At 69.1% G+C, this 24,735-nt stretch carries 15 protein-coding genes; 1 reads left to right on the top strand and 14 read right to left on the bottom strand.

Annotated elements, in window-relative coordinates; translation table 11 throughout:
• Positions 1-33: 33 nt before the first annotated feature.
• From KEG38_RS03380 to KEG38_RS03315, 14 genes are all read right to left on the bottom strand, one after another.
• The gene (locus KEG38_RS03380; protein ID WP_272417519.1) at positions 34-1,491 is read right to left on the bottom strand and encodes a hypothetical protein; all 1,458 of its coding nucleotides are present in this window, start codon (positions 1,489-1,491) and stop codon (positions 34-36) included.
• A gap of 82 nt (positions 1,492-1,573) precedes the next feature.
• On the bottom strand, positions 1,574-2,476 hold the full coding sequence (locus KEG38_RS03375) for a hypothetical protein (RefSeq protein ID WP_272417518.1): 903 nt from the start codon (positions 2,474-2,476) through the stop codon (positions 1,574-1,576).
• 43 nt (positions 2,477-2,519) lie between these two features.
• The gene (locus tag KEG38_RS03370; protein ID WP_272417517.1) at positions 2,520-4,154 is read right to left on the bottom strand and encodes a PP2C family protein-serine/threonine phosphatase; all 1,635 of its coding nucleotides are present in this window, start codon (positions 4,152-4,154) and stop codon (positions 2,520-2,522) included.
• A 99-nt stretch (positions 4,155-4,253) separates the two neighbouring features.
• Positions 4,254-6,977 (bottom strand): serine/threonine-protein kinase, encoded by a 2,724-nt coding sequence (locus KEG38_RS03365; protein WP_272417516.1) that lies wholly within the window; start codon positions 6,975-6,977, stop codon positions 4,254-4,256.
• A 142-nt stretch (positions 6,978-7,119) separates the two neighbouring features.
• Positions 7,120-7,902 (bottom strand): SAM-dependent methyltransferase, encoded by a 783-nt coding sequence (locus KEG38_RS03360; protein ID WP_272417515.1) that lies wholly within the window; start codon positions 7,900-7,902, stop codon positions 7,120-7,122.
• A 226-nt stretch (positions 7,903-8,128) separates the two neighbouring features.
• On the bottom strand, positions 8,129-8,398 hold the full coding sequence (locus KEG38_RS03355; protein WP_272417514.1) for a hypothetical protein: 270 nt from the start codon (positions 8,396-8,398) through the stop codon (positions 8,129-8,131).
• 737 nt (positions 8,399-9,135) lie between these two features.
• On the bottom strand, positions 9,136-11,727 hold the full coding sequence (locus tag KEG38_RS03350) for a serine/threonine-protein kinase (RefSeq protein WP_272417513.1): 2,592 nt from the start codon (positions 11,725-11,727) through the stop codon (positions 9,136-9,138).
• A gap of 3 nt (positions 11,728-11,730) precedes the next feature.
• Positions 11,731-14,460: a serine/threonine-protein kinase gene (locus tag KEG38_RS03345; protein ID WP_272417512.1), complete on the bottom strand. Its 2,730-nt coding sequence runs from the start codon at positions 14,458-14,460 to the stop codon at positions 11,731-11,733.
• 54 nt (positions 14,461-14,514) lie between these two features.
• Positions 14,515-15,312 carry an SAM-dependent methyltransferase gene (locus KEG38_RS03340; RefSeq protein WP_272417511.1) on the bottom strand — a complete coding sequence of 266 codons (798 nt, stop codon included), beginning with the start codon at positions 15,310-15,312 and terminating at the stop codon, positions 14,515-14,517.
• A gap of 46 nt (positions 15,313-15,358) precedes the next feature.
• Positions 15,359-18,301, bottom strand: coding sequence for a serine/threonine-protein kinase (locus KEG38_RS03335; RefSeq protein WP_272417510.1), 2,943 nt, complete (start codon positions 18,299-18,301; stop codon positions 15,359-15,361).
• Positions 18,302-18,440: 139 nt separating this feature from the next.
• Complete coding sequence (locus tag KEG38_RS03330; protein ID WP_272417509.1) at positions 18,441-18,668, bottom strand: hypothetical protein; 228 nt, start codon at positions 18,666-18,668, stop codon at positions 18,441-18,443.
• A 177-nt stretch (positions 18,669-18,845) separates the two neighbouring features.
• Positions 18,846-20,597 carry an acyl-CoA mutase large subunit family protein gene (locus KEG38_RS03325; protein WP_272417508.1) on the bottom strand — a complete coding sequence of 584 codons (1,752 nt, stop codon included), beginning with the start codon at positions 20,595-20,597 and terminating at the stop codon, positions 18,846-18,848.
• 65 nt (positions 20,598-20,662) lie between these two features.
• The gene (locus KEG38_RS03320; RefSeq protein WP_272417507.1) at positions 20,663-21,196 is read right to left on the bottom strand and encodes a hypothetical protein; all 534 of its coding nucleotides are present in this window, start codon (positions 21,194-21,196) and stop codon (positions 20,663-20,665) included.
• Between the two features lie 86 nt (positions 21,197-21,282).
• Positions 21,283-23,178 carry an OmpA family protein gene (locus KEG38_RS03315; protein ID WP_272417506.1) on the bottom strand — a complete coding sequence of 632 codons (1,896 nt, stop codon included), beginning with the start codon at positions 23,176-23,178 and terminating at the stop codon, positions 21,283-21,285.
• 151 nt (positions 23,179-23,329) lie between these two features.
• Here KEG38_RS03315 and KEG38_RS03310 point away from each other — a divergent pair, with 151 nt between their 5' ends.
• A complete protein-coding gene (locus KEG38_RS03310) occupies positions 23,330-24,733 on the top strand; it encodes a hypothetical protein (RefSeq protein ID WP_272417505.1) in 1,404 nt (467 codons plus the stop codon).
• The last annotated feature ends 2 nt before the right edge of the window (positions 24,734-24,735 follow it).

Here is a 24,735-nt window from a genome sequence, read left to right as displayed (position 1 = left end):
GTATTGGAGAGCAACGCTCGCAAAGTGTCAACTTCAATAGGTCCCGGGGAGCGGGAACCGCTCGATGGTGGCGCCGGAGGCGGGCGTGGCGTTCACGTGGTAAAGATAGTTGTCGCGCGCGAGCGCGATCCGGCCGCTCTTCGTGCCCTTCGCGAACAGGCCGAGGTCCTTGCCGGATCCATCGAGGTCGTGGATCTCGCCACCAAAAAGCGAGACGTAGACGTGGCCGGTGAACGGGTCGCGCGCGAGGCTCGTGATGTTCGCGGAGAGGGCCGCGAAGGGCGTCGTCGTACCGGCGTTCACGTCGAGCAGCACGATCTCCTTTGTGGCGAGCGCAACGAGCAGGCGGCTACCGTCGTACGGCGAAGCGGCGTAGACGCGGGCCGGCAGGGTGGCGACGAGGCCCTTCGTGCCACTGTCGAGGTCGACCGTGTGGAAATCGCCGTCCGTATCGACGTTGCCCACGTAAAGCTTCTTGGTGAGGCCCCAGGTGAGGCCCTGCGGGCCGGTGTCGAGGTAGCCGCTCTGGAAGGGGCCGCTGCCCGTCGTGATCTTCGCGCTCGGAATGACGAGCGGCAAGGCATTCGTCGCCTGGTCGTAGAACGCGACGCCCTGGGGTGTGCCCTGACAACCACAGTTTGCACAGCAATTGTACGTGAGCCCGACCTCGGTGACGCTGCCGCCGAACGTGCCGTTCTGGCCCTGAATCGCTGCGACCTCGCCCATGTTGAGGTTCGTGACGCCCTGGACCGTGGAAACTTGCCCGGTGGGGCTGACCTTGCGCAGGTAATCGGGTCCGCTGAGAACGGTGACGCCCCAGGCATTGCAGGCGAGGTCGAAGTCGATGTCGACGAGGCCATTTACGAAGGCCGGGACGTTGAGCTGGTCCAGCGTGGCGCCGGCGCAGGTGGGCGGGGGGCGCTCGCAGGGGCAAGCGACGCCGTGACAAACCGTGCCGATGCACGCGATGCCGGCGCAAGGCAGGGACGCGACGCAGGTGTTCGTGGTCGGATCGCAGGTGCTACCGGGGCCGCAGGTCGAGGCGCCACAAGGGACGAGCGGGCCGGTGACGACGCAGCCGGAATCGGGCGCGACGCAAGCGCCGGGGTTCTGGTCGCTCACGTTGCAGACAGTGCCCGCCGCGCAAGGGTTTGCCCCGGGAGGAACACAATCGGCCTTGCAAGCGCCCGCGGCGCAGATTTCGCCGGGCCCGGAACACAACGAGGCGTCTTCGTCGATGGCGCCGTCGCAATCGTCGTCGATGCCGTTGCAGACCTCGTCCGTGCAAGCGACGCCGCCCGCGCCGCCGGTCGACGAGGACGAGCCGCCCCCCACGCCGCCTGCGCCGCCGCTGCCGCCCGCGCCGCCGGTCGATGAGGACGAAGCCGAGGAGGCGCCGGCCCCCGAGGACGAGGCGGCGTCGCCGCTACAGCCGGACGCGGCGAGGCAGGCGGCGAATGTGAACGGCGCGGCAAAATGGAGAAGGCGCATGGGCGTGGGTGCTCCCTTGGGAAAACGCCCACGATCGTACCGCGCAAAGCCGCGGCGCCACAAGGCGCATGCGGCGCGGCGCTCAGCGCAAAAGCTCTTCCGGCACGAACCCGTATTCGGGCTTCTTCTCGCTCGTGCTCGGCTTCCACTTGAAGACGGAGTCGTTGCGGAGAAGCATCACGCAGCAGATGCCGAGCGCCGCCACGAGCGGGACGAACCCGAGCACGCTGCTCACCCACGACCGCTGCACGACCTCGGCGTCCCGCACGACCTCGAGGACGTCCGGGTGCTCCGCGAGCAGCTTGTTCCAGAGCGCCCCGTGCACGCGCTCCGCATCGGCCCGCATCGGGCCCACGGAGAGCGAGGCGTCGATGCAGGCGAGCGTGAACGCCGCTTCGAGATACTCGCGATCCCGCATCGACGGCTCGAGCGCGAGCACGCGATAACCGGCCTTCACGGGGCCGCCTTTGCGGTAGTTCGCGCCCGTCATCGCGGCCGCCGCGCGCTCCTCCAGGAAATCACGCAGCTTCTGGGCGATCGAGCCGCGCATGTCCTCGTCGAGCACCGAAGGATGCACGGGGTGCCCGAGGAAACGCGCGTAGATGAGCCGCTGCGCCTTCTCCTCGCGGCTCAGGCGGCCGATCATCGAGAACGCCGCCGTGGTCAGGCCCGCGCAGACGACCACGAGGCCCGCGCCGACATACGCCGTCGGCACCTTCGAGGTGCCCGCCATGGCGAGGCCCGGGATGAGCGCGATCAGGCTCGCGGCGATGCCGTACGCGCGGAGATACCCCGTCGCCACGCTCTTCCAGTGCGTCTTGATGTGCACGACCTTGTGCGTGTCGGCCGAGCCCTCGGCGACGACGATGTGCGACTGCACGGGGAAGAGCGGAAAGAACTGGAGGAAGGCGAACGTCGTCGCGATGTAGGTGCTGCCTACCTGCTCGACCTTGCCGTAGAGGCGTCTCCCACCAACGACGAACACGCCCGAAGGCTACCTGTGTCGCCCGCGTTTTTCAACGCCTGGATCAGCGCCGGTTGCGCTTTCCCGTGGCCTGCGCAATCGGTTCAATCACGCGGTACTGGCCCGTCGGGAACTCGCGGCGCGGGGGATTGCGGCGGAGCGCGAGCAGGGTGATGTCGTCGAACTGCGCGGCGCTGCCGATGTGGTTCCGGAGCGCGGCCACGACGTCGCCGAGCATGGCCGTGACGGAGGGCGCGCCGCCGCGCAGGATCGAGAGGAACGCCTCCTCGCTGAACGGGCGCTCGGACGGATCGAGCGCGTCGCTCACGCCATCCGTGAAGGCGACGAGGGAATCGCCGGGGAGAAGGATCACGCGGCCCGTCTCGAATTCGACGTCGCAAATGGCGCCGAGCGCGGGGCCCGTGGATTCGAGGCGCGTCTCCTCGCCCGTCGCGCTGAGGATGATCGGCGCGTCGTGCCCACAATTGATATAGGAGAGCTCGCCGCTCTCCGGATCGAGGAGCCCGAAGAAGAGCGTCGTGAACATGGCCGTGCGGCCATGGTTCTCGGCGAGGTAATCGTTCGTCTGGGTGATCGCCGTGAGGGCCTCGGTCGGATCGGCGGCGTGGAGCGCGAAGGCGCGGAGGAGGCCGCGGACGAGGGACATGAAGAGCGCGGCGCCGACGCCCTTGTCGCAGACGTCGGCGATCGCGACGGCGACCTCGCCGGAGGCGAGCTGAAAGACGTCGTAGAAATCGCCCGAGAGCTTTCGCGCCGGCAAAAAGCGCGAGGCGATCTGCCAGCCGGGCAAGGAGGGCAGCTCGCGCGGGAGGAACTCGGATTGCAGGACGCGGCCGATCTGCATCTCGCGCTCGACGGCCGCGAGGCCATTCTCTGCGCGCTCGCGGGCCACGGCGAGCTCCTTGTAGAGGCCTTCGAGCTCGAGGAGGCGTTGCTTAAGCGCCTCGTCCGTCTGCCCGAAGAGCTTGGCATTGTGGATCGCGATCGCGGCCTGCCCCGCGAACGCCTCCAGCAAATCGAGCTTCGACTGGGAAAACTGCCCGCTGAAGGCGCGGTTGTCCACGTAAAGGACGCCGATCACCTTGCCCCGGATGCGGAGCGGCGCGGCCATGATGCTGGTCAGCCGGAACATCGCCACGCTGCGCTGGAGCGCGAATCGCTCGTCCGTCTGCGCATTGCTCGTGAGGACGCTGCGGTCGCTGCGCAGGACCTCCTCGACGACGGAGCTCGAATACGCAAACTCCATGCTGCGAATCGTGTCCTGATCGAGGTTCCGCGCGACCTGGACGTCGAGGTTGCCCTGCTGGTCGGCGAGGACGAGGTACCCACGCTCGGCCTTCGTCAATTCGATCACGGAGTCCATGCACTGGTTCAGCACGGTCTTCAGATCGAGCGAGGAGGTGATCGCCTTGCCAACCTCGAAGAGCGCGGCCTGCGCCTCGCGCGACATCGCGCCCTCCTGCTCGCGCCGATCCGTGTCGAGGCTCGCGCGAAAGCTCGAGAGCTGCGCGACCACGGCGTCGATGTCGTTCGGCAGGTCCCGCGCGTGCTCGCCGCCGCGCTCGCGCAGGAGGCTAGAGACCCTGGCAAGCTCGATCTGGAGCCGCGTGGCGTCGCGAAGGATGCGCTCGGGGTCCAAGGCGGTAGGCTCGTCGGGGGCTCTTCGGGTGGCGGTCATGAGCGGTCTCTAGGGGCGGCAGCACGAGATCGAAGGGACGGCGCATCTTACGTGGCAAGCCGGCGCGCGCCCACCGTCCCGCGCAGCGCGGCGCAAACGTCAGCCAGCGTTCGGATTCGATGTCCGCGGCGAACGAGGCCCCGCGAGCCCCCCCTCCGCGAGGAAACCACAGCCGAGGCCCTTGGCTCGCTTCTCGACGTCGCGCGCCGTGGCCGATTCCTTCGGATTGCTCCAGCGGGAAAGGACGCCGCGATACGCGCTGCAAGCGCCGGGTTTGTCGCCCTTGGCCTCGCGGGCGAAGCCGAGGCGCGCCTGCTGCTCGACGTACCGCAGCGCGTTCCCCGGCGTGGGGCAGATCCGCGTGGCCTTCTCCAGATAGGGAAGCGCTTCGACTTCCCTGCCGGCGAGGAGGCGCACGTGACCGAGCGCCCCGGACCCGCTGGCTTCTCCGGTGTCGAGCTCGCCGGAGGGGAGCCGCACGAGCTCCTCCTCCTTGGCGAGGGCCTCCCGCGCGAGCTCGGGCGAATACGCGGGCAAGGCATACGCCGCCTCCCAGGCCCGTTTCCGCCGCAAGGCGCTTCCGAGGTCTTGCTTCGCGAGCCACGAAGACCGCGCCGCCTCGTATTCGGCGCGCGACGCCTTGCCGGCGCGGAGCCGGAGCGAATGCATGTACACGGTGGGATCGACGACGCCGTCGGGCTCGGAGTACGACGCCCGGAGAGCGCTCTTCGCCAGGTACTCGTCCGCGACCGCGGCCGCTCCCTCGATGTCGCCGAGCTCGACCCGCGCAAACGTCCGCAAACCATACAGGATGAGCTCCTCGTGCGGCAGCGGCGGGGTCATGGAAGCCATCGAATCGGCGACGCGGGCCGCGGTCGCGAACTCGCCGAACGCAGCCGCGCGGCGGGCCACGAGATCCTCCGCTTGCCAGAGGAGGCCCGCCGCCCGGAATCGCCGCTCGGCCTGGTCGAGCGCGGCGCGGACGGCCGCCTCGGGCTCTCCCGCGCCGTAGAGCGCGCCGCCGAGCATCAGGTGCGGCTTCGGCGAGGAGGGCTCCTTGGCCATCCACCGCCGCGCCGTCTCCGCCGCGAGATCACACTGGCCGAGCGACGATACGATCTTGATCTTGTCGTTCAAGCAATCGACCGCGCCGGCCGAGACCTCGATGCATTTTTCGAGCGCGATGAGCGCCTCCTCGTTCCGGCCGAGGGGCTTCAGGGCAAACTGCTTCGTCTGCCAGCAGTCGGCATATTGAGGGTCGAGCTCGACGCAACGGTTCGCGAGCGCGAGGACCCCCTCGGGATCGCCGCTCTTCGTGGCGTTGAGCTGCTGGCGCGCCTGCCAGAAGACGAGCTCCGCGTCGCCCGGCCATTTCGTCACGAGGGCCTCGAACCGCCGGGCCGACGTGGCGCAATCGCTGGGATCGTTCTGGATCATCGGCTCGAGCGCCTCGAGGAACGCCTGGTCGCGCTCGGCGAGCGCGGCGCGGAGGCCGATCGCCTTGCGAAACGCCTCGCGGGACGCGTTGATGTCGAACGAGGTCTGGAGCGCCGCATACCGAAGGTGCGCCGCGGCCATGCCCGGATCGGCCTTGCGCGCCCGATCGAACGCGGCAATCGCCGTGTCCCACGTAGCGTCTCGGATCGCCTGGAGCCCTTCGCGAAATGCGAGCCGCGCCGCCGCGCTGTCCGTGGGCGGAATGGGCAAATCGGTGACGGCCGTGGGCGCGGGCTGCGGAGGCGCGGCCGCCGAGGAAGGCGGAGGCGTCTGCACGTCGGTCGGAGACTTGCGGAGGGCAAACGTGGCGCCGCCGGCCGCGAGCAGGGCGACGAGGGACGCCGCGATCACCCAGGGCCTGCGCGCGGGCCTCGCGGGCGGGATCGAGGCGGCGACGGGCGCGCGGGTGTCGCCGGTCGAGACGAGGACGACGTTGCGGCGGCTCGTGATGGTCCGCGTGTCCTCCGCAGTGACGAATACGTGGAGGTTCTGGGCGACCTCGTCCATCGAGGCGAACCTGTCCTCGGGCTCCTTGGCGAGGGCGCGCGCGAGGATCTGCCAGACGCCGTCGGGCACACTGGTGAGCCGGGGCGGCTCGTCGCTCAGGATCGAGGCCATGAGGCTGACGGCGCCTCTGTCCGAGCGAAACGGGAGCTTGCCTGCGAGCAATTCATACGCGACGACGCCCCACGCGAACTGGTCGGCGCGCGCGTCGATCTCTTCGCCGCGGAGCTGCTCGGGCGCCATGTACGCCGGGGTGCCGACGAGCGCGCCTTCGGCCGTCATCGTGGAGAGCGCGCCGTCGGCCGTGGGCCCGAGGGGATCGGCGCTCGTGCGCGCGAGCTTGCGGGCGATTCCGAAATCGAGGACCTTCACGGCGCCGTCGGCGCGCACGACGACGTTCTCGGGTTTGACGTCGCGATGCACGAGGCCCGCCTGATGCGCGGCCGAGAGGGCCCGCGCGATCTCGAGCAGGATCCGCAGGCGCGTGCCGAGGGGTTCGTCCCCGCCGACGAGGGCCCGCAAAGGGCGGCCTTCGACGAGCTCCATCGCGATGAACGGAGCGCCCTCTTGCTCGCCGACGTCGTAGATGGCGACGATGCCCGGATGCGAGAGCGCCGCGACCGCGCGCGCCTCGCGCAGCATGCGCGCGACCGCGCGTCCCCAGGTCTCGCTGTCGGCCTCGTCGCCGCGGCGCAGCACCTTGAGCGCGATTTTGCGGCGCAGGCGCGTGTCCTCGGCGCGGTACACCTCGCCCATGCCACCTTCGCCCAAGAGCGACTCGATGACGTAGCGGTCGAAGGACTCCCCCGGCGAGAAACGCATGGCAAGAACATCGTAGCCCGTCCGGACCCTCCCGCCCAGGGACGATGGCGCGGTTCGTCAGGGTCCGCGCCGGGCTCACAGCCGAGCGTCTTGGCGCGACGCCATCAAGACCAGGACGGTATCGCTTCCTGCCTCGCCGCGGTCAGAGGCTCTCGAGGAGCTTGAGGAGCTCGAGGTTGGGCGTCGCTCGCTCGGAGGCGGGGATGTAAAGCGTGCTCGCCGGGGTGAGCCGCGCCTTGTCCAGGTCCTGAATGGCGACCCAGTCCTCCCTCGGCTTGCAGCCGGGGAACATGGCGGACTCGTAGATACAAACCTTGTGGTCCGTAGGATAAAACTTGGCGAGATGCTCCACGAAATAGTGGAACCCTTTGAGCTGGTAGTTCGAACGGCTGTAATCGCCGCGGCCGAAGACCCCAACCTGCCAAAGAATGAGCGCCGCCTTCGGGTTCGGAACGTGGCCATTGATGACGAAGGCCGTGGCCTCGTAGCTCTGGCATCCGGTCGTGGCCGGATCGACACCGAGCTCGGCGAAGAGACAATCCTCAGCCGAGATGCCCGGCAACATGAACGCCTCGTACCCCTGCTTCCGAAGCCTCTTGATGGCCATGTGCGTGGGATAAGCAAATACCCCAGGGTGGCCGTAGTAGGCGGCGCACGTGCGCATGCCCGCATGGACGCTGGCCATCATGCGCTCGATCATCTGCTCGTAGGTCTCCATGCGGCGCTTCCCCTCTTCGTAAAGCCCGGTGAGCGATTCCGACTTCCCAGGGTTGAGGCGTTGAATGACGCCTTCGGCGACCGGGTCGGAGACCACGTAAAAGACCTTGTCCGCTGCCTTGATCCAGGCGAGCGCCTCCTGGGTCAGGTGACCCACCGTCTTGATCCCACTGCCCACGACGACCAGTGAACCCTTTTTGCTATCCAAGGCTTTCCTCTCCGCGGCGTCTCGTTCATGGACGCTGACCGGCGATGACCGAGTCAATGGCGATGATATTCCAAGCGACAGCGCTGGCACGCTCGTCCTCTACGGGACAGATGCGTGCAGCGCTGGAGTGCTAGGTAAGTATGTTATGTGCGGACGGGGGCGGCGGGCTGGTCCTTCGATGACCCCGCCCGCGTGGGACGACGGAGCAGGAGTCGTCCGCAGCTCGTCAAACGGTCTCGCCCGTGTCGTTGGGATAGTACGGGTAATTGTAATTCGTGATGGCTTGTGCGCTGCTCGAGAGCGGGTCATTGGGATCGTACGTCCGCCCCTGGATGCGCGCGTAGATGATGTCGGGGTTTCCGGTCCGCAGCGCCCGCTCATCGTCCGCCGAGAGCTGCGCCGATTGGATGGCCGACTGCGGATCGGTCAAAAAGACCATGAGCTGGTCGTGATCGAGTGCCGCATCCGTGAGAAAGTCCTTCAGTCGCGAGTCCATGTTCTCACCTCCTGAACACGCGCAGACGCATTGACGTTGCCGCGTGTTCGTTTACGCGTGATCCGAGGCAGAAGGTAACAGCCCTCTGTGAGGGGCAGCAAGTAGTTTCTACACGGAGCCCGCTTTCACCTCGCATCGCGAACCGCTCGCAGCAAAGGAGGACGTACGGTCCGATGGGAACAAAGCCGCGTCCTCCTCCCTCCGGGCTCCCCTCGCCGGCATGCGCCTACGCAAGCGTGACCGCCATCGACTCCCCCCGGAGGGTCCCCGACCGCTTCGCATTGCGTGCGAGGTGCCTCCCGAGGGGTCCGATACGCAAGGCGGAGCGGTGCGAGGCGCCCTCGAGGGGTCGAAATGGGCTCGGGGATGTGAGATGGAGAGCCTCAGGAGGCCCGAACATCGCTCACGCTTGCGATGAGGGAGGCCTCCGAGGCCCGACCCTCGCAAGGCGCTGCGCCCATCGACCCCTCGAGGCCAGGCCAACCGAAGCAGGAAGCGCTCCTTGGCCCTCCGAGGGTGCCCCTCGACGGTTGGTCTACGCACCAAAGGAGGCCTCGAAGGCCCACGCACCGCAACGTCGAGCGTTGCCCTCCCCCTCGGAGGGCATTCGGCACGCTCGACGTTGCGGTGCATGCCCCCTCGGGGGGCCCGGAGTGCGCTTTGCCTTGCGGTTCATGCCCCCTCCGGGGGCCTGAAGAGCGCAACGCCGTGCGAAACGACACGCCCAGCGCGGGCCATCAAGGTCCGGGCCGGGACTCGCAGCCGAGCGCCTTGGCCCGACGCGCGACGTCGCGCGCAGTGATCGAGTCCTTCGCCGCGCCCCACCGCGAAAGGACGGACCGGTACGCCTCGCACGCAAGGTCCTTTTCGCCCCGCGTTTCACGCGCGACACCGAGGCGATGCTGGTTCTGCAGATAATGAACCGGATCCAGCAACATGCCGCAATGGGAGGAGGCCTCGACGAGGTCCGGGAGGGCCCCGTCCATGTCGCCGGCGAGGAAACGGACTTTTCCGCGCAGGGCGGCGGCAGACCGGGCGCGGTAGTAAGGGAGGCCTTCAGGAAGCGAGGGGCGGGAGGGCATGGCGGCGAGGGCCTCGCGCGCCTCGTCGGGCGTCGTTGCTGGCAGGGCATACGCGCCGTACCAGGCGCCTGCGGCGTCACCCTCCTGCACGCAGCGGCGTATCCAGGACTCCCGATGGGAGGCTCGCTCGGCCTCCGAGAGCAGGCCCGCGCGATGCGCGGCGGCGTAAAACGACGGCTCGGGATCGACGGTACAATCCATGGTGCCCGAACGGAGCGAGGCGGTCTGCCGCGCGAGAAAGTCCTGCGCGACGCGGCCCGCGTCCTCAGTGCGTCCGAGCTCGATCAAAAGAAAGACGTGTTTGGCCGTGGGGCCGGCCTCGTGGTCGATGTCGCCGACGACGCCCGTTTGTCGCGCGATCCGGAGCGCGGACTCGAAATCCCCCGTGCCCGCGGCAAAGCCGAAGTCGAGCGTCAAGGCCTCCACCTGGAATCCCGAGGCGCGGAGCTTTTGCGTCGCCGTGTCCACGACGGCGCGGACGGCGGCGTTCTCGCGGCCCTGCCCATAAAGCGAACACGCGAGATAGCTGTGCGCCCGGCCGAGATCGGGCTCGCGCGCGACCCAGCTCCGCGTGACCTCTTCGAGGCCCACGCATCGGTTCGACATGATCTCCACGGCCGCCCGGTCGAACATGCAGTCGCCCGCGGTGGGAGCGACTTCGACGCACCGATCGAGCGCGCGCCGCGCTTCCTCGTGCCGCCCGAGCGCGATGAGCGCGCGGGCCTGGATCTGCAAGCAATCGGCATATCGATCGTCGAGCGCGAGGCAACGCTCGGTGAACGCGAGGAGATCGGCCGGCTTGCGCTGGGGGATCGGGAAAAACTCCCAGTACACGAGCTCGGCGTCGCCGGGGTACCGGGCCGAGAGGTCCGCAAAGCGGCGGCGCATCTCGGCGACGTCGGGCGGGTCGCGCTGCAAAAAGGGTTCGAGCGCGTCGAGCAGGGAGCGATCCCGGTCGCTGAGCGAGGACCGCAAGAGGAAGGCGACCCGGTAGGCCTCGCGCGAGGCGTTGAGGTCCTCGCTGTCCATCGCGACCATTGCATAACGCAGGTGCGCGAGCGCGAGCGAAGGATCGGCCTTGCGGGCCCGATCAAAGGCGAAGCGCGCCGTCGTCCACGAGGCGTCGCGCACGGCCTGGACCCCCTCGCGATACGCGACGAGCGCTTCGGGGTTGTCCGTGGTCGGGAGCGGTAGATCGGTGATCGCAATCCTGACGAGCGGCGCAGCCGATGGAGTCGGCGCGACGGGCGCGCTGTCGACGGGTTTTTCCCGGCGAAACAGAAACCATGCGGCGGCGGCGAGCGCGGCAAGGACGGCGACGAGGGCGAGCGCGCGGGTCGCAGAAACACGGGCCGCGGCGGGCGGGAGCGGCGTGGGTTCGGGTTCGGGTTCAATCGACAGGAGCGCGAGCTCGTCGGCGAGCACGGTCATCGAGGGGAATCGATCCGCGGGATCCTTGGCGAGCGCGCGTTTCACGAGGGCCCGGATTGCCTCGGGCGCGCGGTTCATGGGCCTGGGCTCGTCGGCGAGGATCGAGCTCATGAGGGCTGCCGGGCCCTTGTCCGCGCGGAACGGGAGCTCGCCCTCGAAGAGCTCGTGGGCGACGACGCCCCAGCCAAACTGATCGGTGCGCGCATCCAGCGCCTCGCCCGTGAGCTGCTCGGGCGCCGTATACGCGGGGGTGCCGTGGAACAGGGACTCGGCGGGCTCGGCCTCGAGCGTGCGCGCGCCCGGATCGGTCTCGCGATCGAGGCCACGCGCAATGCCGAAATCGAGCACCTTCACGGTGCCCGCGCGGCTCACGACGATGTTCTCGGGTTTGACGTCGCGGTGCACGAGGCCCGCCTGGTGGGCCGCGGCGAGCGCACGCGCGACGTCGTGGAGGATCTGGATCTTGCGCGCATCTGCCGCGTCCCCGCCGACGAGCGCGCGAAGCGGCTCGCCCTCGGCGATCTCCATGGCGATGAACGCCGTGCCGTCGAGCTCGCCGACGTCATAGATCGCCACGATGCCGGCATGCGAAAGCGCCGCGGCCGCGCGCGCCTCACGGAGCATGCGCGAGGCCTCGTGCGCCCACGCGTCCTCGGAGAGATCGCCGTCCTTGCGCAGGACCTTCAGCGCGACCTTGCGGCCGAGGCGCGTGTCGAGCGCGCGATACACCTCGCCCATGCCCCCCTCGCCGAGGAGGGATTCGACGACGTACCGGCCGAAGGTCTCGCCGCTCGAAAACCGCGTGGACTCGGCCATGCGTCAACCGGCCTTCGATTCACACCCGAGCGCCTTCACGTGCGCGCGGGCCTCGGACGCGGTGCGCGAGGCGCGCGCCCCGCCCCAGCGCGCGAGGACGCGGCCGAAGGCGTCACAAGCGCCCGAGCGATCGCCGAGGGCCTCGCGGACGAGGCCGAGCTGGTGGAGGCTCTTCGTGTGGCGCATGTGCTGCGTGGACATCATGGGCTCGATGAGGCCGCCGCACGAGACGGTGGCGGCCGTGAGGTGCGGCAGCGCGGCCTTGGGGTTCCCCGCGAGCCAATACGTCTGGCCGAGCGCGCTGTCGAGCACGAGGCCGAGGTGGAGGGAAAAGCTCCGATCCTTGGTCAAGGCCTCTTGCGGCATCGCGGCGAGCGCGGCCTTGGCGTCCTCGGCGTCGCGGGCGAGGAGCGCATATCCGGAAATCCAGACGCCGATGCGATACAGGGGCTCGGGGTGGCTCTTCACCCAGGCCGCGCGCTCGGCCTCGTACGCCTCCCGGGTGACGAGCCCGGCAGCGAGCTCGGCGCGCAGGAGATGCAGGGAAAAATCCCCGCTGAGCGGCTCGGCGATCAGCGCCCCGCGGCGCGCGCGGAAGCTCTGGGCCTCGCGGCCCGCATCCGCGTCGCGGCCCATTTCTTCGAGCACCTGGACGAGTGTGATCGCAGCCCAGCCGTGCGCCCCCGCGGCCGGATCGTTCGCGACGAGGCGCTGGTGATCGCGGAGCATGCGCTCGGCTTGCTCGAACCTCCCCACGGCGATCTCGTGCAGGATGAGGTGCTTACTGGCCTCGGCTTCGAGCCCCTGCGCGCGGAACTGCGCCGCGGCGGTCTCGACGGCGGTCTTCACGGCGGCCTCGGGCGCGCCGCGCGCGTACATCGCGGCCGCAAGCTGCATGTGGGCGATGGGCGCGGAGCCGACCTTGGCGATCCATTCGCGCGCCCCGGTCTCGACGAGCGAGCATCGGCCGAGCGCAATGTTCGTGTCGCCGCGATCCATGAGGCAATCGGAGGCGGCCGGCGTGGCCTCGATACACCGCTCGAGCGCCGCGAGCCCCTCCTCGACTTGCCCGGTGCGGCGGATGAGCAGGCGCGCCCGACCCTGCAAGCAATCGCCATAGAGCGGATCGAGCGCGAGGCATCGATCGACGAGCGGGAGGACCTCGGAGGGCGGCAAGTAGCCGATCGCGAACATCGAATAGTAGTTCGCGATCTCGGCGTTGCCTGGGAATCGCGTGGTGGCGAGCGCGAGGCGTCGGACGGACTCGCCGACATCACTCGGCGTGCGCTGAATGAGAGGCTCGTGCGCGTCGAGCAGGGCCTGGTCGTGCGGTTCGAGCGTCGCGCGGCCCATGACCGCGCGGCGAAAATGCTCCCGCGCGGTCGTGACGTCGGCATCCCAGATGACGATGGCCATGCGCAGCCAGGCCGCGGTGAGGCCCGGATCAGCCTGCGTGGCGCGCGAAAAGGCGGCATACGCCGTCCTCCAGGCGCCGTCCCGCAACGCCTGAAGCCCTTCACGATACGCCGCGCGCGCCTCTTCATTGGCGAACGAAGGCAAAGGCAGGGCGGTGACGGCCGTCGGGACCGGCGTGAGCGCGGTCCGCGCGAGCACGGGCGGCGGGGCGGTTCTCGCCTTGCGCGCGAGGAAAACGCCGGCCGTCGCGAGGCCCACGGTGACGACGGCAGCGAGGCCGAGGAAGCGGCGCGAGCGCGAGGGAGCACGCGTGCTCGTCGCGGGCGGCGTGTGATGCGTGGCAGCGCGGCGCGCGGACGAGCGGGTCGTCATGGCGCGCGAGGAGGTGTTCGCCGGCGGGCGCGGCTCCTGCACGGAACGACGCGCGGCGCTCGCGGGCTCGTCGTTTCTGCGCACGAGCGTGGTGATCGGCATGGCGAAGGGCGCGAGCGCCGCGGCGATGGCCTCCATCGAGGCGTAACGATCGGCGGGCTCCTTGGCGAGCGCGCGCCGGACGACGGATTCGATCTCGGGCGGCACGCCGTCCATCGGCGGCGGGTCGTCGCTCAGGATCGAGGCGATGAGGCTCACGGGCCCGCGATCCGAACGGAACGGGAGCTTGCCCATGAGCAGCTCGTACGCGGTCACGCCCCAGGCGAATTGATCGGCCCGCGCGTCGATGGCCTCGCCCTTCACTTGCTCGGGCGCCATGTACGCGGGGGTGCCGATGAACGAGCCGTCGCCGGTGCGCGTGGCGAAATCGTCCTGTCCCTCGGCCGCGAGCTCGTCGTCGGTGCGTCGCGCGATGCCGAAATCGAGGACCTTGATGGCGCCGTCCTCGCGGATCATCACGTTCTCGGGCTTGACGTCGCGATGCACGAGCCCGGCGCGGTGCGCGCAGCAGAGGACCTCTGCGACCGCGGAGAGCAGGGCGATCCGCTCGCCGATCGGCGCGTCTTTGCGGATGAGGTCGCGCAGGAGCTTGCCCTGCACGAGCTCCATCGCGATGAAAGGCGTGCCCTCGTGCTCGCCGACGTCGTAGACCGCGACGATGCCGGGATCACTCAACGCCGCGGCGATCCGCGCCTCGCGCAGCATGCGGCGCACCTGCCGGCCCCACGTCTCGCTCGCGCCCTGGGCGTCGCGGCGGAGCACCTTGAGCGCGACGGCGCGACCGAGACGTGTATCCAGCGCGCGATACACCTCGCCCATGCCGCCTTCGCCGAGCAGCGCTTCGACGACGTACCGATCGAACCTGTCTCCAGGCGAAAGGGGCATGGCGCAGAGGGTAGCGCGAAGGAAGGTTCGCCGGAAGGATGGCGAGGGCGCGATTCAGCGCTTCAGGTGCTCGGATCTGATGCTGAGCGCGCCGCACGTCTCGTCGTCGAGTTCGTCGCGCAGGGCCGGGGGAACGTAGAGCGTGGTGGCGGGGCTGAGTTCGGCGTCGACGAGGGCGCCGAGGGGGATGCGCTCGATACGCGCAGGGCAGTTGATGAAGATGGCGGCCTCGTAGAGCGTGACCTCGTGGCTCGGGGAGTAATGCTCGAGGAGCCGCTCGACGAGGAGGTGAATCCAGCGGCCTCGATTGCGCTGGGGCTGATACGTCGGGTCGCCGAAGCTGCCGACCTGCCACAGGACCAGCGCGGACGTGGGGTCGATGGGCTTCCTGTACAGGACGAACCGCGTGGCCTCGTGGCTCACGCAGCCCGGATTCGCGGGGTCGACGCCGAGGTCGGCGAAGAGGCAATCCTCGGCCGAGATGGCGGGGAGCATGATGGCGTCGTAGCCCTCGGCGCGCGCCCTGCGCACCGCCTCGTGCGTCGGGAAGGCGAAGACGCCGGGATGGCCGTACGCCGCGAAGCACGTCCGGTGGCCATCACGCACGGCGCTGAGGACGCGCTCGACCATCGCGTCGTACGCCTCCTTGCGAGCCCCACCAAGCCGGTAAAACCGACCGAGCGATTCCGCGGCTGGCTGAATCTGCTTGATCACCTGCTCGCCCACGATGTCGGCGACGAGGTAAAACACCTTGCTCGCCGTCTTCAACCTGGCAATGGTGTCCCCGTTGAGCTGACCGACCGTCCTGATGCCGGTCCCCACGACAGCGAGCGACCCCTTTTCTTTGATCATCCTGCGCGATGCCTCCCATGCCCGCGGACGACACGCGCCGCGCGCGTCATTCGCCGCATTTCAATGTTTTCGCCCGAGCCGCGGCCGCCTGGGCCGTGACCGAGCCTTTTGTACGACCCCAGCGCCCGAGGACGGTGCGGTACGCGGCGCACGCGCCGGGTTTGTCGTTTCGTTGCTCCCGCACGAGGCCGAGGCGGAAGGTCGCGACGGTATGCTGAATGGGTTCGTCGAGCGCCGTGCAGGAGCGAGCGGCAATCTCGAGGTGCGGCAGGGCGCGTTCCGGATCCCCCGCCAGGCTATGAATGCCGCCGAGCCACATCTCCACCTTGGGCGCCATTTGCGTATAAAAAGCCGCGGGCTGGAGCGGCGGCTGCGCCGCGAGGGCCTCCCGCGCATCGGTCTCGCTCCGGGCGGGCGCCGCGTACCCGACGAACCAGACGGCCGCCTGCTTCGTATCGCCCGTCCCGTCGACCCAGCCGTTCGCCCACGCCTCGCGCGCCGTGGCGTATCCCGCAGCGTCGAGCGCTCCTCCCCGACGCTTCGCCTCCAGGAAGGCCATCGTCGAATCCCACCAGGTCAATTGAACCACCGGCCTCGTCCACGCCGAGCGTTGCGCGAGGAATCGATCCGCGACCTCGGCGGCACGTTTGTCTTGGCCGAGCTCCTCGTAGAGCTGGACCAGCGCGAGCGCCGGGACGACGTGTTTTTCCTCCAGTGATTCGCCCGCGATGTCCTTCTCCAGATCGCGGGCGAGTCGCTCGGCACCCTCGAAGTCGCCGAAGACCAGGGCGTGATGGATACGCAGCCGGCCGGCCTGCTCGTTCCGACCCTGATCCCGGAACCTCTTCGCGGCTTGCTCGACGGCGGCGTTCACGGCCGGGGGCGGCTGCCCTCCGGCGTGGAGGGCCACGGCGAGCTCGTTATGCGCGATCGCCGAGGTCGGGGCCTTGGTGATCCAGCGGCGCACGTCCGTCTCGAGGAGCTCACATTGGCCGAGGTACTTGCGCGCGCGAATCCGTTCGAGCAGGCAATCCACCGACGCCGGCACGAGCTCGACGCAACGATCGAGCGATGCCAGCGCCTCCGTTTGCCGTTCGACGCGGAAGAGCGAATAAGACCGCACCTGCCAGCAATCGGCATACTTGGGATCGAGCTCGATGCAGCGGTCCGTGAGCGCGAGGACCTTCGAGGGCTCGGCGCGCGCCTGAATGGCCACCTGCAGCTCGACGAATTCGGCGTCTCCCGGATACCGCCGGGAGGCCTCCTCGATACGCTTGACCCCCTCGGCCACGTCCGGCGGATCGCGCTGCAAGAGCGGCTCGAGCGCATCGAGCAGAACCTGGTCGCGCTCCGTCATCGTGGCGCGGAGCTGCATGGCGCGCTGAAATGCCATCCGCGTCCCGGCGGTGTCCGCGCGGAATCGTTCGATCAGCGCCAGACGCAAATATGCCGTGCCAAACCCATTGTCGGCCTTCGTCGCGCGCTCGAAGGCCCCACGCGCGACCTCCCAGGACGCGTCCCGCAAGGCCTGCAGGCCCTCCCGGAACGCAGCGATGGCCTCAGGGTTCGACGATCCGGCAATGCGCAGCTCCGTGATCGGCGTGGACGCGGGCGCGGGCGTGGCCGTGGGCACGGACGGCGGCGGCGGCGCGATTTTCTTCCGATACCAGAAGGTCCCCCAGACCGCCGCGGCCACGACCCAAATCGCGCTGAGGCCCACCACGGCCCATCGCGGCAATCGCCGCCCGAGCCTCGGCGGGGGCATCGTATGCATGGCCGGCGATTCGAGCGTGGTCACCGCCGTCGTCGTTTTCCCCGCGTTCCCCGGCATCTCCACGCGCACAATGGGCGTGGGCGGCGGCGGCGGCGTGGTCCGCCCGCTTCGGTCGATGTCCGGCGAGCGCATCGTATGCGTCGGCAGCGCGCCTCGCGGGGGCGGTGCGGACTCCGACTTCGCCGCGATCGGGATGCTGGGCCGCGACCTCCGGACCGGCAAGACGCGCGCATTCGGCGCCACGTCCTCGGGGGCCAGTGTCTCCGGCTGCGTCGAATCGGGCCCCGGGATCAAGACATCGTGCAGGCCGCCCGCGTTCTCGGAAGCGACGTAGGGCGCGAGCGCGTCGACCACGAGATCCATCGAGGAGAATCGGTCCACTTTGCGCTTCGCGACCGTGCGCTTGAGGACACGCTCGATCACCGGCGGCACGAGGCCTTCGAGCGACGGTGGCTCGTCCTGCAGGATGGCCGAGAGCAGCTTGATGCCTTCGAGGTCCGCGCCGAACGGCACGCGTCCCGTGATGAGCTCGTAGGCGAGCACGCCCCACCCGAATTGATCGGTCCGCGCGTCGACCGGATCGCCCGTGAGCTGCTCGGGCGACATGTACGCCGGGGTGCCGACCATCACGCCTTCGCTCGTGACCGTGTCGGCCCCGCGCATCGATCCGACCTTGGCCAGATCTGCGCCGCGCCGCGTGGAAGCGACGGCCTCGTCGGCGTCGAGATGCACGCGCCGCGCGATGCCGAAGTCGAGGACCTTGATGGCGCCATCCTCGCGCAGCATCACGTTTTCCGGCTTCACGTCGCGGTGGACGAGGCCGGCGCGGTGGGCGGCGGAGAGGGCGCGGGCCACGTCGAGCAGCCACCCGAGCCGCGTGGGGATCGAGGCGCCGCCGCCGATCAAGCGCCGGAGCGACAGGCCCTCGATGAGCTCCATCGCGAGGTAGGGCAAGCCCTCGGCCTCGCCGATGTCGTAGATGGAGACCGTGTTCGGGTGGTTCAGCGCCGCGGCGGCGCGGGCCTCGCGCAGCATGCGAACGAGGGCGCGCTGCCAGCCCTCGGGATCTTCGGCGGCCTCTTTGCGCAGGACCTTCAGCGCGACGCGACGTCGCAGGCGGTTGTCGCGCGCCTGATACACCTCGCCCATGCCCCCCTCGCCGAGGAGCGCTTCGATCACGTACCGGTCGAAGGTGTCGCCCGGGCGCAGGCGCATGGCGTCATGCTACCCCGGTGCGGGCGCATTCGCTAAGAACATGCTACGCGGCAAATTTTAGACAGGTGGAAGCCCACGCGGGCTCACCCGCGGGCCGCTGAGAAAGCAGCGCTCCGTATGAGGGGCCCCCCCGGGGAACTCAAAACATCATGAGGACCGGGCAGTTCCACGGCGCCGAGGCGGGTCCGCCACGCTCCGTGCAAAGCCAGTCCGACATCAGCGCGGCGTTCGCGCTCTGGACGACCAGGCGCTCTTCCTCGCCCAGGTTGACCTGCTTCATCAGCTCGTCAGGGTCCTGGAGGAACGCGGCCAAACGGGACGGATCGAGGGCCATATCGGCCAAAAACCGACCAAGAGAAGCTTCCACGTGGGACTCCCTACGTCGTGCGGCTCTGAATCGACGATGACTCCATCGCCCAATTCGAAGGGACGACAGGCCGGCAGTGTTCCCAGTTTACGTAGGAATGCTCGCCCAGGGCAAGCATTTTCTGTCTGGTGGGATCTTGCTGGTTTGGAGGGCCGGGGGCGCGGGCGCGCCCCCCCGTCAGAACTCGGCGGGATCGGAGTGCGTGCCCATGACCTCGCGCAGGACGTCGCAGATCTCCTGCTCGGTGCAGTAGGCCTTCGCGGCGGCGATGATCGGCGGCATGAGGTTCGACGAGCCCCGCGCCGCCTCGCGCACGGCCGCGAGCGCCTCGCGCACGGCGTCGGCGTTGCGGCTCGCCTTCACCTTGGCGAGGTTGTCGCATTGCGTGCGCTGCACCGTCTCGTCGATCTTGAGGAGCGGGATGTTCTTCTCCTCGGACGCGACGAAACTGTTCACGCCGACGATCACGCGCTGCTCGTCCTCGATCTCGCGCTGGAAGCGGTACGCCGAGGCCGCGATCTCGCGCTGCGGATAGCCCTTCTCCACGGCCGCGACCATGCCACCCATCTCGTCGATGCGGCGGATGTAGTCGAGCGCCTCGGCCTCGAGCTTGTCGGTCAGCCATTCCACGTGATAGCTGCCGCCGAGCGGATCGATCGTGTTCGCAACGCCGCTCTCGTGCGCGATGATCTGCTGCGTCCGGAGCGCGATCGTGACCGACTCCTCCGTGGGCAGCGCGTACGTCTCGTCGAGCGAGTTCGTGTGCAGCGATTGCGTGCCCCCGAGGACGGCCGCGAGCGCCTGCAGCGCGACGCGCACGACGTTGTTGTACGGCTGCTGCGCGGTGAGCGAGACGCCGGCCGTCTGCGCGTGCGTGCGGAGCTTCAAGCTCTCGGCTTTGCGCGCGCCGTAGCGCTCGCGCATGAAGCGCGCCCACATGCGACGCGCCGCGCGGAACTTCGCGATCTCCTCGAAGAAATCGTTGTGCACGTCGAAGAAGAAGGAGAGGCGCGGGGCGAAGTCGTCGACGTCGAGCCCACGCGCGATGCCGCTCTCCACGTACGCGAGGCCGTCCGCGATCGTGAAGGCGAGCTCCTGGGCGGCCGTCGCTCCGGCCTCGCGGATGTGGTAGCCGCTGATCGAGACCGTGTTCCAGCGCGGCACCTCGCGCGCGCAGAACTCGATCATGTCCGTCACGATGCGCATCGCCGGCCGCGGTCCGACGACCCAGGCGTGCTGCGCGATGAACTCCTTCAGGCAGTCGTTCTGCACCGTGCCGCCGATCTTGTCGCGCGGGATGCCCCGTTTGTCGGCGAGCGCGATGTAGAAGGCGAGCAGCACGATCGCCGGCCCGTTGATGGTCATCGACGTCGTGACCTTGTCGAGCGGGATCCCGTCGAAGAGGACCTCCATGTCGCGCAGCGTGTCGACTGCGACGCCGCACATGCCGACCTCGCCGAGCGAGCGCGGCGAGTCGGAGTCGTACCCCATCAAGGTCGGGAAATCGAAGGCGGTGGAGAGGCCCGTCTGGCCCTCGGCGAGCAGGTACTTGAAGCGCTGGTTCGTCTGCTCGGGCGTGCCGAAGCCGGCGAACATGCGCATCGTCCAGAGCTTGCCGCGGTACATCGTCGGCTGGACGCCGCGCGTGAACGGGTACTCGCCGGGCAGGCCGAGGTCGGCCTTGTAGTGGATGCGTTTGTCGGCCGGCGTGGCGACGTCGAGGACCTCGAGGCCGCTCCAGGTGGTGAACTTTTGCTGGCGCGGCTTCACCTTGCGCTCAGCCTCGGCGACAGGGCCGATGCGCCAAGCGGCGAGCGCCACGCGCAGCGCGCGCAAGCCCTCGTCATCGAGCCCCAGGCTCTCTCCACCGTCGCCGTTCGTAAAGCGCCGCTCGTCGGATTCGAGCGTGCGTGCGTCGTCGTGTGCCATCGGTCGCGAACCTTCCGGCCGCAAATGTAGCGCGCGAAAGCCCGGCTTGTCTTCTTCCTGCGGCCTTACGGGCAACCGGTCGGCTTGAACACGTCGGAGGCGACAGAGGTGGCGCCGACCTCGAGGCTGTCCTGGATGGTGCCGGCGATCCGAACGCCCGCGGGCAAGCAGACCGTGTCCGCGGTCTCCTGCGAGATCGTCTCGTCGAGCTCGAAGTCGATCGTGACCTCGCTGTCCGGCTGCACGGTGACGGGGAACGGCTGCGTGGAGATGAGCGAGAAACCCGACACGATGGACTGCTGGTTCGGCGCGTCGGTGATGGCGACCGCGCCGAGCTGCACGGTGCTCGGCCCACTCGCGCGTGGACCGAGCACGAGCTTGAGCGTGAACGAGCCGGTCATCGTGGCGCCGAGCACGCCGGCTTTGACGTCGGCGGTCGGCGCCTCGATGCGCGGCTCCACGAAGAGGATGTCCTCGTTCTCGCCGATGCACCCCGCGAGGAGCGAGGAGAGCGCGAGGAAGGCAGGAAGGGCGCGGAGGTTCATCATGAAGAGACGATAAATCAAGGCGACGGCACGCGGCGCGAAGATGCGGCGCATTGCGGGGCGGCGGGGCCACGTCAATGCGGAGGAGCAATGGCGCGGGCGCCGAACCCCTCGATTTCGATTTCCAGAGAGGAATCGCTTCAGGGCGAAGGCGAGCTGATCCCCTTCGATCGCGCCTTCTCGCAGCCGAGCTCGACGCCCGTGGGACCGGCGTCGGTCCGGACGATCTTGAACTCGACGCGGCGGTTCTTGTCCCAGGCGACGGCGTTGTTCGCGGGATCGACCGGACAGAACGGGCCGTAGCCCATGGCGCGCAGGCGGCTCGCGTCGACGCCGCGCTCGATGAGCGCCTTCACCACGGACTCGGCGCGGGCCTGCGTGAGCTTCACGTTCGCGAACTCGGCGCCGCGCACGTCGGCGTGGCCCTGCACTTCGAGGAGCTTCAGGCTCGGGTTGCCCTTCAGCGTGGCGGCGACCGCGTCCACGATCGGAAGCGACTGCGCGAGGATCTCGGCGCTGCCCGTCTTGAAGAGGATCTTCTCCAGGATGAGCACGTTGTTGTCCTGCACGATGACGCTGCCCTTGTCGGGGCAGCCGTCTTCATCGTCCTTGCCGTTGTACGTCTCGGGTTCGTCCGGGCACTTGTCCTCGGCGTCGGCCTTGCCGTCCGCGTCGTTGTCGTCCTCGGGACAACCGTCGTCGTCCTTGAAGTTGTCCTTGTCCTCCGGCGTGTTGATGCACTTGTCGCGCACGTCGGGGATGCCGTCCTTGTCGTTGTCCTCTTCGGGGCAGCCGTCGGTGTCCTCGAAGCCGTCCTTGTCCTCGGCGTTGTCCGGACAGCCGTCCTCGGCGTCGAGGATGCCGTCGCCGTCGCGATCGCCGCTGCGAACCTGCACGGGCTCGTCGACCGGATCGTCCTCGGGGCAGCCGTCGGTGTCCTCGTCGCCGTCCTTGTCCTCGGGATCGCTCGGGCATTGATCGACGTCGTCGGGGATGCCGTCCTTGTCGCGGTCCTCCTCGAAGGGTTCGAAGACGAACGCGAGCATGCCGCGCTGCGAGGCGGACTGGAAGCCGGGCAGGTAGCCGACGCCGCCCGCGAGAGAAAGGTACGAGTTCTTCTGGATGAAGACCTTGAAGCCGCCGAGGACCTCGGCGCTCAGGCGTTGCTTCGCGTCGGAGTCGCCGCCGAGGAGGTAACTCGCGTAGGTCTCGGCCGTGATGTCGAACTTGTCGCCGATGCGCACGCTCGCCGCAAAGCCGCCGGTGCCGAGGTTTCCGTACTGGAAAACGCCCGATTTGAGCTGCGCGAGTCCGGCCTGATCGAGGCCGAACGTGGGGTTTGTCCCAGTGTGGCCGCGGTAGCCGGCGTTCAGGCCGAGGCGCACGACGTTCGTCTTGCCGAACTGCTTCTCGACGATGAGCTGGGGCCAGTAGAAGAAGCCGGGATCCGCGCCGAAGTTGCGTTGCCCGCCGATGCCGTAGCCGCCCTGGACGAGCAGGGCGAGGCCGATGGGTCCGTCGGGCGAGAGCAGGCGGAGCTTTGCGTGCAGGGCGATGTGGCCGAGGGCCTCCGCGGTGAGGCCGTCGTCGTCGTAGTTGCCGGCGGCGCCCGGGCCGATGTCCGTGACGCCCGTGCCGTAGTTGAGGACGACGGGCGCGGTGAGGCCGAGGACGAGCCGATCGGCGATGCCGTAGTTGAAGCTCAACGTGCCCTGCAGGGCGTGGTCGACGAGGTAGTCGGAGCCGTGGCCGGACGCGAGCTCGAGGAGGTTTCTGCCGTAGTCGAGGACGAGGCCGAAGCTGATGGCGTTGCCGGGCAGGACGCCCGCGCCGTTCACCGAGAAGAAGCCACGCGAGTCGACGGCGGGCCGGAAGAGGTGCAGGTCGGCGCCCTCGCCGTTCGACGCGGGGATACGCTCGGTGCTCGTGGTCTGCGCGCTCGCGGGCTCGGCTTGGAGGAGGAGGAGCGCGGAGAGCGCCACGAGCGTCGCGACAGGGCGGCGACGCAGGCCGGTGAGCAAGCCAAGGGTCGTCATGACTCGGTCCTCGTCAGGCGGATCGTGAAGCGCGATTTCGCGGAAGCCTGAAAAACTCGTATCACCAGGCCTATACAACTGCAAAAGGATCGCAAGGATCGCGCGGCCCTCTCCGTCCACGTTCTCCGTCGATCTGCTACCGTGCTCGGCCGTGCGCCGCCCTCGCTCCTTCGCACGTCACTCGCTCGCGGCCCTCGTGATCGCCGCGACGACAGCCTTCGCAGCGAGCGCGAGCGCCCAGGGCAAACCCACGCTGAGCGGGTCGTGGTCGGCGAGCTCCGTATCGGAGAGCTGGTCCGTAGGCGGATGGGTGGATGCCTGCGGGCCGAAGCCGAAGGGCCAAGGCGGAGGCGGCGGATCGGTGCAGATCCGCGAGCAGGGCGGAGAGCTGTCGATCGTGGGCGCGGGGCGCGCCTGGAGCACGGCCGAGTGCTGGGAGCAAGCGCCGGGGCTCGGGCGCGTGAGTCACTCGCAGTCGGGCGGCGGGCGGTTCTGGCGGACGCGGTGCAGCCTCTCGAACGAGAAGCAACGCATCACCGTGACGACGACGGTGTCGGCGACGGACACGTCGATCACGATGCAAGAGACGTCGGAGCACAAGGTCACGGCCGAAGGCGCGACGTGCACGGCGACGGCGAGCCGGTCGCGATCGTTCGGGCTCGTGAAGCGCGACGGCGAAGAGGCGGCGCCGAGCGCATCGGCGAGCGCCTCCGCGAGCGCAGCTCCTTCCAGCCCGCCCCCGAGCCCACCCCCGAGCGCCGCCGCGAGCGCCGCGGTGCCCGCACCCAAGGCGCCGCCGAAGGTGTGCAAGGTGGCGGGAGACCCGGCGCGCCTCGAGGTGTACCCGGCGAGGAAGACGCTGCGGCCGGGGGATCGTTTTTCCTTCCGAACCGTGGTCACGGACAGCGAAGGCTGCGCGGTCTGGGTCAAGCCGACGTGGGCGGTGACGCCCGGTCCCTTCGCGGCGAAGGTGACCGTCGACGGGAGCGGGACCGTCACGGTGGCCGAAGGCGCCGAGGAGGGGCGGGTCGAGCTCGTGGCGACGGTGTCCGGCAAGGGCGTGCCCGTCGCCGTGGAGATCACGAGCCCGACGAAGTACGACGCGCTCCTCTCGGCAGGCACGCTCGACCCGCAGGGGTCCGAGCAAGGCGCGGTAGCGGTGATCGCCACGGGCGCCGTGGGCGGGCGCAAGGGAGTCGCGGACGACGTCGGCCAGGAACGCAAGCAGACGTTCGTGGCGATCGTGATCGGCCTCGCCTTCGCCCTCGGCTTCGCGGGCCTCGTGCTGATGCGGCGCGGGCGGAGGCCGGCGGAGGCGGAAGCCGAGGCGGAAACCGAGCCTCACGAGGAAACGGAAGCCGAGGCAGAAGCGGAGGCCGAGGCGAACGAGGACAGCGAGGCAGAGGCCCCGAAGGCCCAGGCCCCGGCACGATCCACCCCTACACGCGCGGTGGCGCCGTCCGGGAAGGTCTGCCCGACGTGCGGGGAGCGCTACGGCGCGGAGGCGCAGTTCTGTGGGGCAGACGGCACGACGCTGGTGCCGCTGAACCGGTGATG

It is taken from the genome of Polyangium jinanense (genome assembly GCF_028435265.1).
Lineage (GTDB): Bacteria > Myxococcota_A > Polyangia > Polyangiales > Polyangiaceae > Polyangium > Polyangium jinanense.
The sequence above is the reverse complement of the archived record's forward strand: the minus strand, read 5'-3'. Positions and strand labels throughout refer to the sequence as shown.